This window comes from Asticcacaulis solisilvae (assembly GCF_017875235.1).
GTDB lineage: Bacteria > Pseudomonadota > Alphaproteobacteria > Caulobacterales > Caulobacteraceae > Asticcacaulis > Asticcacaulis solisilvae_A.
Window position 1 is genome coordinate 12716 of the sequence record NZ_JAGGMI010000011.1, and the last position, 14372, is coordinate 27087.

At 61.1% G+C, this 14372-nt stretch carries 7 protein-coding genes; all 7 read right to left on the reverse strand.

The genetic code is table 11. The features are described 5' to 3' along the window. Window positions 1-2: 2 nt before the first annotated feature. Window positions 3-1559, reverse strand: a complete 1557-nt coding sequence (locus J2X24_RS16815) for an alpha-N-arabinofuranosidase (RefSeq protein WP_209724212.1) — start codon at window positions 1557-1559, stop codon at window positions 3-5. A 30-nt stretch (window positions 1560-1589) separates the two neighbouring features. Continuing rightward, a complete protein-coding gene (locus J2X24_RS16820; protein ID WP_209724214.1) occupies window positions 1590-4316 on the reverse strand; it encodes an exo-rhamnogalacturonan lyase family protein in 2727 nt (908 codons plus the stop codon). A gap of 172 nt (window positions 4317-4488) precedes the next feature. Next, a complete protein-coding gene (locus tag J2X24_RS16825) occupies window positions 4489-8229 on the reverse strand; it encodes a TonB-dependent receptor (protein WP_209724216.1) in 3741 nt (1246 codons plus the stop codon). 507 nt (window positions 8230-8736) lie between these two features. Further along, window positions 8737-10050 (reverse strand): oligogalacturonate lyase family protein, encoded by a 1314-nt coding sequence (locus J2X24_RS16830; RefSeq protein WP_209724218.1) that lies wholly within the window; start codon window positions 10048-10050, stop codon window positions 8737-8739. 10 nt (window positions 10051-10060) lie between these two features. Continuing rightward, the gene (locus J2X24_RS16835) at window positions 10061-11998 is read right to left on the reverse strand and encodes a sialate O-acetylesterase (protein WP_209724220.1); all 1938 of its coding nucleotides are present in this window, start codon (window positions 11996-11998) and stop codon (window positions 10061-10063) included. Between the two features lie 83 nt (window positions 11999-12081). Next, window positions 12082-12834 (reverse strand): DUF1961 family protein, encoded by a 753-nt coding sequence (locus J2X24_RS16840; protein ID WP_209724221.1) that lies wholly within the window; start codon window positions 12832-12834, stop codon window positions 12082-12084. A 165-nt stretch (window positions 12835-12999) separates the two neighbouring features. Then, window positions 13000-14316 (reverse strand): L-rhamnose catabolism isomerase, encoded by a 1317-nt coding sequence (gene rhaI / locus J2X24_RS16845; protein ID WP_209724223.1) that lies wholly within the window; start codon window positions 14314-14316, stop codon window positions 13000-13002. Window positions 14317-14372 lie beyond the last annotated feature (56 nt).

Genomic DNA, 14372 nt, shown 5'->3' on the forward strand with positions numbered 1-14372 from the left:
GGTTAGTCCAACTTGACCACGACGACCGACTTGGCCGGCAGGCTGAGGGTCAGCTTGTTGCCGGTGATCTTGCCGCCCTTGTAGCTGACCGGCACGACAGTGGCGGCTTGGCCCATTTCGTTGCGTGCGTCCATCTTCGGTGCGGTCAGAACCTCGCCCGAAACCTTGGTGGCTTTCAGCGTGCCGAGATCGACCGTCAGCTTGACCTCATCGTCCGGGTTCATGTTGGCCAGGCCGATATAGGTCTTGCCGTCCTTACCCTTGGCCGCCGAAGCGTTGATGGCCGGCAGGGTCTTGTCACCGAAGGTAAAGGTCGGAGCCTTCAGATCCAGCGGCAGAGACGTCGAGTCCTGGAAGGGCACGTACATCTTGAACGCATAGTAGGTCGGAGTCAGCAGGATCTTGTCGTCCTTGGTCAGGATCATGGCCTGCAGGACGTTGATCGTCTGGGCAACCGCCGTCATCTTCACGCGGTCGGCGTGCTTGTGGAAGAAGTTGAAGTTGACCGCGGCCAGGACGCCATCGCGCAGGGTATTCAGCTGATAGAGGTGGCCCGGATTGGTGCCCGGTTCGACGTCGTACCAGGTACCCCACTCGTCGACATACAGCGCGACCTTTTTCTCAGGGTCGTGCTTGTCCATGATGGCGCTGTGCTTGACGATGAAATCTTCCATCTTCAGGGTCTGGGCAAAGGTGTCGGCCCAGGCCTGCTTGTCGAAGTTGATCGACGCGCCCTTCTTGTCCCAATTGCCCGTCGGCAGGGTATAGTAGTGCAGCGACAGGCCCTCCATGCGGCGGTTGCCGATCTGCTTCATCACCACTTCGGTCCAGTTTTCGTCGCCGCCACTGGGGCCGACGGCGATACGCAGCGCCGGATTATCCGTGCCTTTGTGGAAGAATTCATTGAAGCGGCGGTATTCGTTGGAATAATATTCCGGCGTCATGCCGCCGCCGCAGCCCCAGGTCTCGTTGCCGATACCGATCACCGGCACCTTGAAAGGTTTGTCGCGGCCGTTCTTGCGGCGCTCCTGGGCCAGGGTGTCCTCGCCCGGCGAGGTCATATACTCGATCCACTCACGCATCTCGGTGGGATCGCCCGAACCGACATTGATCGAGACATAGGCGTCAGCACCGACCTGTTCGGCGAAGTCAAAAAATTCGTGCGTGCCGAAGTGGTTGCTTTCGGGCGAGCCACCCCACCAGTTGTTCTTGCGCGACGGACGCTGGTCGCGCGGGCCGATGCCGTCACGCCAGTGATATTCGTCGGCGAAACAGCCGCCCGGCCAGCGAATCAGCGGAACCTTGATCTCTTTCAGGGCGTTGACGACGTCGGTGCGGATGCCACGGACATTCGGGATCTTGGAATTTTCGCCAACCCAGACGCCTTCATAGATGCCGGCGCCGAGATGTTCAGAAAACTGGCCATAGACGTACTTGTCGATCTTGGGGCCGGGCTGGTCGGCCTTAAGCGTGGCTTCGGCGGTCAGGGTGGCTGCGGATGCGGCGGATGCGGCAAACAGCAGGGCCGAGACCGCGGCGGCGGTCAGCGTCTTAAGCATGTAAACTCCCATATTATAATTGTCGGACATTTACGTCTTAAGATATTTAGCTCCGGCTGTCTCCACAATTTCGCCATTAATGGCCAGGTTTTCGATGGCCGCCAATCCCCACTGCGCCGTGGCATTGGTCGAAACACCCATGTCTTCAACGGTTTCATGCAGGACGTTCGGTCCCTTGACCGTCTGCGTGGTGAACTCGGTGCTGGCCCGCCCGCGCCACCCATCGAGGAATTCCTCCCAGGCGCGCGCGGCCAGCTTCGGGTCCTTCAATTCACGCGCCGCGTAGGCCGTGAAGCGCGAATGCGCGTCACGCAGGCTACGGCCGTTGGGCACGCGGCCGAACCGCGCGATCAGTTCGGCGTCGGGGGCATTGTAATATTTGCAATAGTCGATCCAGGCCGCCTTATAGGCCGGGATGTCGATCAGCTTCAGCAGTTCCATGTGGATTTCAAATACGCCGAAGACACCATTCAAATGCGAAACGCTGATCTTGTCGCCCGGATCGATGAAGGTGCCGGTCTTGACGTCGAAAGGCGCGCCGCCGGTCCACCAGCCGTTCTTGAATGTCGCGATCGAGCGCATGCCGTTGGCGATGCGATCCCGCCACCTGGTGTCGCCGGTCCGCTCCCACTCGGTCAGCCAGGCAGCGGTGAACGAGCCCCAGTCCGTCCCGAAGCTGCAATGCGGCGTCACCTTCATCTTTTCCGGGTCCTGCGGCGCCACGCGGCCGGTCTTGCGCGCCACATCGACGCGGGTCAGGGCGTCGTCGGAATAGGCCAGGACACGCATCAGGTCGCCGCAGCGCTCATCGGCGGCCAGATAGTAGTAATAGCGGCGGAAGGCAGCCTGACTGACGCGCGCCTGCTTGGACGAATCGCTGAAGTGCTGGACGCCATGGCGCGTGCCGTAACCGCGGTAAGGGCCGATATGGTAGACGTCGACCTCGCCGGTGTGGCGCGTCATGGCTTCGGCCAGGCGGAAGACGTCGGCGCGGCCTGAGCGCAGGTAGGCCATCCAGAACATCATGTCGGTCGACAGTTCGGAATTGTCCCAGGCAAAGCCGCCGATATCATAGCGCCAGACATGGCGGTCATTGTCATACGTATGCATGACGTCGCCATAGTCCCAGAAGCCGTACCAGCGGTGCAGGTCGATCTGGGCGATGTAATAGTCGAGCAGGTGGGTCAGCTTTTTCTCAATCGCGGCCTTCACCGGCGTCGAGCTGTCCGGCAGGCTCCATTCGCCGAAGACGCCGGCCTGGTGCAGGCGCTCGGGCGACACGGTCATGAACGGGCTTTGCGACACATTGCGCGCCATGGCGGCGAAACGGTCGCGAGACGGCGTGGCGTCGAGCGCCCACAGCGTGAACTCGGTCGTGCGGGCGATGCCGTAGGACTGGTCCCAGCCGGGTTCATAGTCCTCGTAGGTGATGTCGAGGCCTTCGTTCTGGGCGGCGTAAGACTCCATGCCCCAGACAGGGCGGAAGGGGCGAATGTCCATGGCCGGCGCATCGGGCGACCACATCCAGGCGGTGACTGAAGCTTCGTCGGAGGCGGCGCCACGGATGTCGAGGCGCGACGGGCAGCGCTGCCAGAAATCCTTCATGCCAAGGGCGACGCCGCCCCCTGTCCCGCCGACATAGGCAAGCCCCGTGGCGCGGTTGTCGCCGGCGGCCGGGACCCAGGCGTGGCCTTCCAGGGTGCGCTTGCGGATCGCATAACCGTCGGCGGTCGCCTGCGACAGCGTGAAGTCGCTCCATGCTGGAATCCATTTCAGCCCCTTGGTGACCTGGGGGCTGATGTCGGCGGCATTGACGAAACGGCCGGCGATCTGAGCGTCCCTGGCGGTCTTGCCGGCGTCGCGGCGCAGGCCGGTCAGCGAGCGCACCGCTTCGCCCCAGATGCCGTCGTTCTGACCGGAGAAGCGGACGTGGCGGTTGTACATTTCGTCGCGCATCGGCACTCCAGCGCGCACCGACAGGCCGCGGATGAAGTCCTTCTGCGGATCGCCGTCAAAGATGAAGCTGTGGACGATACGCACCGATGCCGCACCGGCATAGAAGTAGAGGCGGACGCTGAACGGCAGCCAGTCCCTGCGCCCGGAAGCAGACATGCCGGAATGGACGCCATCGAGCTTGATGACCGTGCGCACCGGACCTTTTTGTTCCAGCACCGCCGTTTGGGTGACGCCATCGTAGGCGGTCTGGGTGAGGCTCGGCTTGTCTTCCAGCGAGGCCGCGTCCTGGGCCAGCGCGCCAAGCGTCACCGCGCCCATGACCGGCTTTCCGGCGCGCGTGGCGCCGGAGATCAAAGCCTTGCCTGTTTTTGGGACTGTCCAGACAATGTCGCGCGAGGTGATAGTGAACGCAGCACCGGTCTCGCTCACCGTCAACGGTGTCTTCGACGCGGCCGGCTTTCCGGCCGTCAAAGGATAGGATTCCGCAGGTGTTTCAGTTGCGGCCACGGCGTGCCCTGACCACTTGAGCGAACCGTCCGGCCAGGTCGCCAGGGGCCACGATTGCACGGCCAGATCACCCAGCGCGAAGCTGGCATTGGCCTTGATCGCGCCCTGGGGCCACGGCACGCCGAAGGTCGCTCCGTCGATATGGGCTGGAGCTTCGCCATCCAGCCAGACCGTCTCGGTCACAGGCGCTGCGACAGGTTTCGCGGCATTAGCAGCCGCCGTCACGGATAGTGCGCCAAGCGCCGAACCCGCCGCCAGAATACCCCGGCGCGTTGCTTTGATAGTGGTCGTCATGGCGTTTCGCCTCCCTGAACCCTGTTAGGTTTTGAACGCGGAAACAGTCTGAACCCGGCGCGAAAACTTTTCAACTTTAATCAGACTTGGCCACTTTCGATCATTCCATACCAACAAAAAACCGCCATCCGGGTGACCGGACGGCGGCTTTAAGAAATTACCCTCGCTGCGGTTAGCGGCGGAAGGTGATGCCGTAAGTGACGCGGTAGCCCGGCCAGCTGTTGTTCAGGACGCTCGGCGTACCGTCGGCGAACTGTGCGAACTCGCCTTGGGTCTGCAGGACCAGCTCGTTGTTGGCGTTACGCATTTCGAAGAACAGTTCGAGCTCCTTGGTCACATTGTGTGTGATCTTGAAGTCGATATAGGTGGTCTTCTCCGTGAACATCGGCGAACCCGGGTTGTACGGCAAGACCGTGATACGGCCTTCCGCAGGGTTCGGGTAGTTGTTGACGGTGTTGGCGTTAGCGGCCGAGATGTCGTTGAAGACGCGGTCGCGGCCTTGTATGGCCAGACGGGCCGTCGTCGTGCCGTCGTCGTACCACAACGAAGCATTATAGTAGTAGGATGGTTCGTTCTGCGGCGGCAGCGGAGCGCCCGTCAGCAGATCGTACCAGCCGTCGGCCGTCAGAGACGATTCGATCTTGGCGTAGTTGCCGTCGAAGCCGAGATACTTGAACTTCCAGGGCAGGAAGGTGAAGGCCATCTTGGTCGAGGCTTCGATCCCCTTGCGCGTCAGGCCCGCGCTGTTCACCCAGGTCGGATAGACGAATTCGATATCCTCCAGCGACGCGCCCGTGATCGGGTCGACGGCACCGGTGCCTTCAAGGACCTTGCCGGTGAAGTTCCGGCTGATCGGACCGCCACGGATGATCTTGTTCTTGAAGTAGGCCAGCGAGAACATGGTATCGCGGTTCGGGTAGTATTCGACGCTGTAGTTCTGGTTCAGAGACTCCAGCGGCAGAAGGCCCGGGTTACCGACGGTGCCACAGTCATTGGTCGTGCCATTGTCTACGTCACGCTGGTCATAGGTACAGGTGCCCGACGGCAGCAGACGATTGAGCGGCGGACGCGCAACGACTTCACCCCAGTTGTAGCGGGCGACGACCTGGTCGTTGAAGCCCCAGAGGTTGAGGTTGAGGCTTGGAGTCCAGTCTTCGGTCGTGGACTGCATCGTGACCTGCTTGGTGATGCTGGCCGAGGCGATACCCGCCACAGCGTTTGGATCCGCCGCGTTGAAAGCCGATGTCTTCTTGATCGCGGTAAAGGTCATGAAACCGTTACCTTCGACATCGGTCCGAACGTAACGATAACCGCCGTTACCGTCGAAGCGCATCGTCCACGGCAGGTTTACTTCGAAGTCAACCATGTAGTAGGCGGCGATGGTGCGTTCCTTCGCATAGGAGAACGGCATGTTGTATTCTTTGCCGTCGCTGCCGGTACATACCTTTAGACAGTCAAAATTATACTTGCCCAACGGGTCGCCGCCGGCCGAATATTTCGCGTCCTTGGAGGACTCGGACACCAGGCTGTAGAACTTTTCGACGTCGATCGTCGGCCAGCCTTCCAGCAGGTTTCCGCGGTCCGGATAGGAGTTATAGAAGGTATCCCAGGGGTCGCCCAAAACCTGACCAATCATGTTGGTCAGATCGGCCTGGGTAACGGTGTAGACGCCTTCCTGTCTATTGGCGAGGTCGTTGAAGGGGACAAAGCCATAATCGCAGGACTGCGCGCCGGCCGGAGCCGCCGTGCCTGCCGCTCCATAACGCGTGTTGTCACAAGCGCGAATCTGACCGCGGAAGGTCGAGTCCGGCACGACCACCGGATTGACATAACCCGGTTGACCATAGGGGATCGCCGCGCCAGTTGTCGGATTCCGGTTGACTGCCGGAGACACGGTCAGCGAACCGCCGCCCCAGCTTCTTTGTTCGAATTCGCGGGCGTTGAAGCCAGCATAGACCTTGGTGAAGAAGGGCAGACGATCTTCGACATCGTAGTCGGCGTCGAGGCGAATAGTCGTTTCGTTAGAATTTTGCAGTTTCGGCGAATACTGCATTTCGATGCTGGGGCTGACCCACGGCCGTTGTGCCGCGGTATAGGCCGGCACCGCATTTGGGTTCAGACCATTGGATGTGCCATTGGCAACGGTGCCGCCTGCCGGAACGGCTGTTTGGCCGGTTGTCTGGGCGGCCATGATGACATAATTGGAGGCGTTATACAGATCGACGTCGGACTTCGGCGTAATGGTCCAAAGACCCGAAGTCGGATCGATATTGAAGGTCGCTGCGCCGTAGGTATAGCCCAGGCCCATGCGGCGGTCGTAACGGCTGTATTCGGTTTCCGAACGGCCGGCGATAAAGTCGATGTTCAGCTTGTCGCCATGATAGTTGCCGCCGAACGACAGCGTCTTCGTCTTCCAGTCGTTGGTGTTCTGGATCTGGTTGATCGAGGCCCGGCCGTCAGTGATATCGAAGCTCGTCAGGTGGTGGGCACTGTCGACAACCACGCTGCCCGGAACGATGTTGGCGACAATACCGCGCACGTAGCGGTTGCCTTCCACCGTGTTGGTGGCATTCGACAACACCGTGCCCTGGCTAACGCCGTCATAGAGGTAGTAGCCGGAACCGGCCACGGCCGAACGCTGACGCGGGAAGGTGGTGGTATCCGAGAAGGTACGGCCGTTATAGGACGGCGTCGTCACCGTGGTCGGATTGATGTTGACCGTGCCGAGATCGTAGGTCAGCTGATGGTTGGCGACGTTACGGCGGCTATAGGCAAACTTGCCGAAAACCGTCAGATTGTCCGACACGCGATAGTCGGCGCGCAGATCAAGCGCCTGACGCTGTTCGTCATCGCGACGGATGATATAGCGCGTCAGCGACGGCGTATAATCGTTCCACTGGTTCAGGCAGGTCTGCAGTTCCTGCGTACGGCGCGCCGAAGCGTTGTTGTTGCCGTCAATCGGCTGGAACCAGGCGTAGCAGTCCGCCTTGGTTTGAGCGGCTTCGGAGGCTCCAACGATCGTCGAGGCCGTCTTGGCTTGACCCGCGAAGGGGCCTGCCGTGAAAGCGGTGCTGTCGGCGATGACGTTGTTGGCGGTCGCGTGACGAACCAGGTCCTGATCGAAGGAGAAGGTCTTGTTCGGCGAATTGTCGAAATCGATCAGACGGAATTGCCCGGCGTTACGGCTGGTGGCGTTTTCCGTCGCGTGGTTGTCGTTGATGACGCGCGACTGCGAATAGTTGACCAGGATGCCCAGGCGGTCATTCATGAACTTGCGGGCGCCGACGAAGTTGATGCTCGGTGTCTGACGCTCGTTGATCGAGCTCATGGTATTGCGCAGGCTCAAGGAGACATAGGGCTTCTTGAAGTCGAGACCGGTCCGCGTCTTGATAACGATCGAGCCGCCCAGACCGCCTTCGGTCATGGCCGCGGTCGAGCCCTTGACGACGTCGACGCTCTTGATCATGTCGGCCGGGAATTCGCGGAAATCCTTGCTGCGGCCGCTGCCGCCGGCCCACAGGCCGCCCGTGGTCGAGTTTTCCAGGACGCCCAGGCCGTCGATTTCGACGTTGGTGACATCGGAAGAGTTGCCGCGAACGGTGACGTCCGTGCCTTCGTTGAAGTCACCGCGGTTCAACGCTACGCCGGCGATACGCGAAATGGCTTCACCGATGTTGGCGTCCGGGAACTTGCCGACGTCTTCGGCGACGATCGAATCGGTCGCCGTCTTGGCGCGCTTCTTACGGTCGATCGACGAACGCTGGGATGCACGCGTACCAACGATGACGACGGCGTCGTCATTGCTGGCGGCCGGATCTGCCGGCGCGGCGTCCTGAGCGAATGATGCGGCCGGGAACGCAACCAGGCTAAGCGCCACCAGGGCCGTCGTGCCCTGCAGATACTTAGCGAACAAATTTTTATTGGAACCCCTGATCACTTTGATACTCCTCCTGAAGCAGCCTTAAGGCCTTATTTCTGGTTTGCCCGCCGTCCTGAGCCTCCTGGCCCGCGCCGGTCGTGTAAGAACGGATCACGGACAGGAGTCTAAGACACCCGGTGGACTTTAGTGATTATGCTTGCGTGATTGATAATGACAAGTCAATCAAAACCGTGACCTTTCGCGCATGCACACAGCGTGTTTTGATTATTTCGCGGCGTGTACGTAGTAAAAAAATCACACAAATGACACGACTCCGCCAAATTTCCGGTTCCGCTATCCGACACGCCCATCACACTGAGAACTTTTCCAAATACTGAGACAAAGCAATAAACAATTGAATTTATTTATTTTTTTTATTAAACCTTAAAAGATTAATGCCTTTGAAGCGAAAGGCCGCTGCGCGTCCAATTGTTGGACAAACAACGGCCAATTTCATGAATTGTGTCAAAAATGACTATGATTGAAATTGATTAATAACAATCACGCCGCCTTATTGACAGCTACGGCATAGGTGTGAATCGGCCCGTGCATATTGGACCGGAAGATCAGCCACTTGCCGTCCGGCGTGAACTGCAGGTTGGGTTCGGTCCGATAGTCGTGGGTCTTCATGTTGACCAGCTTTTCAGACCGCAGTACGCCAGGCCGTACCAGATCGGCGGCATTGGGTGCCGACACGCCCAGGTCCTCGATGATTTCCGGACGGAAGAGGTAGATCCATTTGCCGTTCTTCGCCTTGGCGACCATCTCCTCGTCGCCGCCATCACCGGCATAGAGCTTGCCGTCGCGGCTGATCTGGAAATGCACCGACCATTCGTCGCGCTCCATATGGTACCAGATACGCTTGTGGGTCTTCAGGTCATAGGTCGCCAGCCAGAAGTCCTCTCCCCGCGGGGTCTGGAGATCATAGATCACCTGCTGGCCGTCGAAGCTGAAGAACTCATGGCCGGCGATTTCCATATTCATCGTCCGCTTGTGGACGTTCTGTTTCTGCGAGCCGTCGGTGCGGATCGTCCAGACGCGATCGACGCTGTGCCAGGGGCCTTCGTGGCAGTACATCAGTTGGTGTGGATCGGCCGGCGAGAACTGGACGTGGTTCAGCCAGTCGGTCGAGGCCGTCACCACCTTGCGTTCGCCGGTCTTGATGTCGATCGTGAATATCTCCATCGGGATGTTCTGCGCCAGGCGGTCGGCCATGCGGACCTCCTTGGCGGCGGCGAAGGTCAGCGGCTTGCCGTCCGGCCCCACGGCGTTATAACCGCCGTCCGTGCCGGCGACCTTGGGCCCCGGCTGAAGCTCGTAATTGCGCTCGGCCCAGGTCCCGGCCAGCAGCGTGTCGTCCGAGTTGACCGTGGTAATGCCGCCCTTGATGTCCTTGGCGATGCCCGTGACCTTGCCGGTGCTCATGTCGACAGAGGCCAGTTCCGCGCCCCCGGGCTTGCCGTCCGCGCCCCTGACAAAGCGGCGGGCATAGAGGATCGGCTTTGTACGCGACACCATCAGGGTCCGCCACGCCTTGCCCGGCACCAGGACCGTGCTTTTCCAGGTGGCGAGGTCAACCTTCATGATGCCCGAGGGCGAATCATAGACCATCCATTTGCCGTCGGCGGTGAAGGCGCTGTCGTGGAAATAGAGTGACTTCGAATCGTCCTCTTCCGAGATGCGGATGATGCGGTGGCCGGTGTCCTTGTCTATCCAGTCTTTCGGCAAGGGCTTAGAAGGTTCGGCGGCGATAACGGGCATGGCGGCGACGGCGGTGATGGCGGCGGCGCTTTTCAGAAAGTCGCGTTTGTTCATGGCGTTCCTCTTATTTTACGGGAAGTTCGAACGGGCTCGCCGGCAACCCGTCACGATTATAGAGATTGACGATGGGCGTTCCCGCCCAGGCATAGCGGACGCGCGTGGCGTCCTTGGGCGCATCGAGGACGACGGTGTCGCCATCGATCTTCGCGGGCACAAAGGCGCAGGTCTGGCCGCACGCCTCAAAACCGAGCACCGCCGTGCCCGAATAGCTGATCAGCCCCCTGCCGACATGATCGAAGCGGATGCGGATCGTATTGCTCTCGCGGACGGCCGATGCGGGGAAGGGCGACGCAGGACCTTCCTTCCCGTAAATCACGCGATTGGCCTCCAAGGCCAGACGGTGCGCCACCTCCTGTTTTTCCGGCGAATGGATGTCGCGCGGATTGCCGAGATCAATGGTCACGGCCAGGCCGGTCCGCGGCAGGGCCTTGGCCGTCAGGCGCTGGACCTCGCGGATTTCTGCGAAGCCCGATTGCCCCGGCTCGGCCGTCATGGCGCCATAGCCGGTCAGTTGGGCGATCAGGAACGGCAGGGGCTGGCCGGTACGCTGGCGCCAGCCTCGGATCATTTCAGGCAGAAGTTTGGCATAAAGCTGCGACTGACCGGTATTCTGCTCGCCCTGGAACCACAGGACACCCGTATAACCATAGGTCTCCACGGGAGCGATCATGGCGTTATAAAGGTTGGTATTGCCGCGTGTCGGCACCCACGGCACGAAAGGCGGATGGGCCGCGCCAGTGCGAAAATCGACCGCCACCTTATACTTCCATGTCCCGGCCAAAGGCAGTTTGTCGTTGCCCACCGCCAGGAAGACCTCTTCGGGCGTCGAGCGCAACCCGCCCCCGCCGCTCTCGTCGATGGCGCGCACGGCGATGACATTGTCACCGGCCTTAAGCACGCCGGCCGGGATCGCATAGGCGCGCTTTATCGCCGGCCCCAGCGTTTCGCCGACCTTGACGCCGTTGACGAAGGTCGTGTCGCGCTCATCGACCGTGGCGAGATTGAGCGTGGCCGATGCCGCCGCCTGCTCCGCCGTCAGCGTCACGTACTTGCGGAACCACACGACGCCGTCGAGTTCATTCAGATCATCGCGCCCCTGGTCCTCCCAGACGCGCGGCAGCCAGACCTCGCCCCAGCCGCCGTCATCGAGGCCCGCCTCGTACCATTTATCTTTCGTGCCGGGATCATTGGCTTCGGCCCACGGCACAGTGCCGGCAAGGACGATCTGTTCGGCGGTCTTCGGGTCCTTGGCATAGGCGTCAAGCAGCTTCAGATTATCGTCGAAGCCACCGACCTTTTTGAGCGCCTCGGCCGGCAGCCAGTCCTGGATGACGGAGCCGCCCCAGCTCGAATGGATCAGGCCGACGGGGACATTATGCGTCTTTGCGATCTCGCGGCCGAAGAAATAGCAGACGGCGGAGAAATCGGCTGCGGTCTGGCGGCTGGCCGCCACCCATTTGACCGGCGTCAGCGGCAGGTCACGCAATTGCGGCGATCCGCGCCGGTCGATATGCAGGTAGCGGATATTCGGGGTATCGGCCTTGCTGATCTCGTCGGCGGCGTTGCGTGACTGAGCGATCGTGAACTGCATGTTCGACTGGCCCGAACACAGGAAGACGTCGCCGATCAGCAGATCGTGCAGGTCCGCCGCTTGGCCGTCCGTCGCCTTGACCGACATATCGTACGGACCGCCGGCGGGCATGGCCGGAAGACCTACCGACCACGCGCCGTCCTTGCCGGCCTTGGCGGTCTGGCTCTTGCCGGCCAGGGTGACCGTGACACCAGCGCCCGGCTTGGCCCAGCCGTGAATCCTCATCGGCCGGTCGCGCTGCAGGACGGCGTGGTCCTGAAACAGGGGATGAAGAAGCGGACGTTCCTGCGCGCAGGCATTGCCGGCGGCCAGCGCCAGGCAGGCGCCGATAAACGACATTGCGATCTTCATGATGTCCTCGCTGTCCAGGGTCTGCGCACTGGTTTGACCAATAGCTTACGACAGGCAGCGACAAAATCAATCAAATTAGCGCATCATTGATCAGCAAGCTTGCGGACTTCGAGATCGGAATAGGCGGCGATCAGCGGCGCCATCTGGCGGAACCCGATACTTCCCTGTCCCGGCACCGTTTTGTCGTCCTCGGCATTCCAAGATACGACAGGCAAATCGTTGATCAGGAAACGCACGCCTCGCGGCGATTTGCGCACGCGGATGCGATAAGGGGGCGTGGCGTCCTTCACGTCCGGCAGCGGATCGGGGCCCTGCGCCAGAAGCTCGAAGCCCGGCGCGCGGCGCAGGTTCGAAAGATGGAAGGCGCGTTCTTCCGGCCAGCGCCGGCGGAAATAGGCGATCTGAAGCGCCGAGACGTCGGATTGGGTATATTGGTCGTAGATGCCCGCGCGTGCCTTCAGGCGTTTGTCGAGCACATGGGCGTCGCCGCCGCCTGGAAGAAGGCCGCGCGCCGCGAAGAACAGGATGCACAGGCCGGGCTCTTCGATTGGCCAGAAGTTCCAACTGATCTCGACATTGTCCGGGAAGACGTCCGGGCACCAGAAGACGAAGTTCGACGCCTGGCCCTGCTCGGCCGAGAGCTTGTTGCGCAAACGCATGCGGCCGAGTTCGAAATCGATCAGGGCCTCGCCTTCGAGCTGGAAGCCCTTGATGTCGGCGGGGGTGGCGAGCGGATTGCGATAGATGACATCACCAGCCGCACGGGCGGGCAAGGCGGTTACGACGCCTGTTCCTATGGTCGCGGCCAGCAGGTCTCTTCTATTGAATTCAGTCATGTGGCTCCAGCCTTAGTCCCCTCTCCCCGCCTGCGGGGAGAGGGCTAGGGTGAGGGGCAATTGGTAAGCGAGGCGCGCGCAACTGGCTATGTTCGCCCCTCATCCGGTCCTGCGGCCCACCTTCTCCCCGGCCTCGCCGGCAGGCAAAACAGGGAGAAGGAAAGGTCAAACAATCCCGCCGCCGAGGTTCGGATTGAACACCCGCGTTTCCGCCTTCAACGCGCGATAGGACGACGCGCGATAACAGGCGATCGGATCGATCGCGCCGCCCTTGCGCATCCGCGCCGTGGCCAGTGCCGGACGGACATCGGTCTCAAACGCCAGGCGCAGGCAGTTGTGCGCCATGATGACGTCATTGTCCGCCTGATAGCCTTTCAGCGCCTCGCGGTCGACGATCAACGCCTTGACATAGGCGCCCGCAATCGCCCGCGCCGAGTTCAGCAGGCTTTCGATCGGGTCGGTGACGTTGTGCGACTGATCCATCATATAGGACGGATTGTAATTGCCCTTGGCGCGGCGCTCGGCCGACACCAGCTCGTTGAAAACAAGAAATAGCTGGAACGGATTGATCGAACCCGAGTCGAGATCATCGTCGCCATATTTCGAGTCGTTGAAATGGAAGCCGCCCAGCTTGCCGAACTGGGCCAGCCGCGCCACGATCATTTCGATGTTCACATTGGGCCCGTGGTGGCCGAGATCGACCAGGCACTGCGCCTTGTCGCCCAGCGCCTGGGCGCACAGGATGCTGGTGCCCCAGTCCTGGATGACGGTCGAATAGAGCGCCGGCTCGTACATCTTGTGCTCGATGAGCAGCCGCCAGTCGTTCGGCAGTTCGGCATAAACAGCCCGCAGGGATTCGAGATAGCGTTCCAGCGTATCGGTGAATTCGCACTGGCCGGGGAAGTTCGAACCGTCGCCGATCCACACGGTCAGCGCCTTCGAGCCCAGCTGGCGGCCAATGTCGATGCATTGCAGGTTATGGTCGATCGCCTGCTGGCGCGTCTGCGGATTGGCGTGGCTGAGCGAACCGAACTTGTAGGAACGCTTCTGGCCGACCTGGTCCTGAAAGGTGTTGGAATTGATAGCGTCGAAGCCCATGCCGTGCGCTTCGCCGAACTGGCGCAGCGCCACATAGTCCTCGGTCAGGTCCCACGGGAAGTGCAGCGAAACGCGCGGCGTCAGGCCGGTCAGTTGCTGGACGACCGAGCAGTCCTCGATCTTCTCGTAGACGTCGTTGGGCTCACCGGCCAGCGGGAAGCGGGCGAAACGCGTGCCACCCGACGTCATGCCCCAGCTCGGCAGGCCGACTTCCAGCGACATCAGCTTGGAAACGATGTCTTCGATATCGATGCCGGAACGCGCCAGCCGCACGGCCAGCGCCTCATAGTCCGCCAGGTGCGCGTCCATCAGGCGCGCATTGTCCTTGTCGATGACATCCCGTGGAATACCCAGCACTGTCTGGTCGATGGCCACATAGCCCATCTGCCCTGCTCCCTTAACATGCCCTAACTGGTCTCTTATGGACCTTTAAGGTAATA

Bases quoted from the DNA above. Each gene is read 5' to 3' on its own strand.
- J2X24_RS16815 (WP_209724212.1), bottom strand. From the start codon at position 1,559: ATGCTTAAGACGCTGACCGCCGCCGCGGTCTCGGCCCTGCTGTTTGCC.
- J2X24_RS16820 (WP_209724214.1), bottom strand. From the start codon at position 4,316: ATGACGACCACTATCAAAGCAACGCGCCGGGGTATTCTGGCGGCGGGT.
- J2X24_RS16830 (WP_209724218.1), bottom strand. From the start codon at position 10,050: ATGAACAAACGCGACTTTCTGAAAAGCGCCGCCGCCATCACCGCCGTC.
- J2X24_RS16835 (WP_209724220.1), bottom strand. From the start codon at position 11,998: ATGAAGATCGCAATGTCGTTTATCGGCGCCTGCCTGGCGCTGGCCGCC.
- J2X24_RS16840 (WP_209724221.1), bottom strand. From the start codon at position 12,834: ATGACTGAATTCAATAGAAGAGACCTGCTGGCCGCGACCATAGGAACA.
- rhaI (WP_209724223.1), bottom strand. From the start codon at position 14,316: ATGGGCTATGTGGCCATCGACCAGACAGTGCTGGGTATTCCACGGGAT.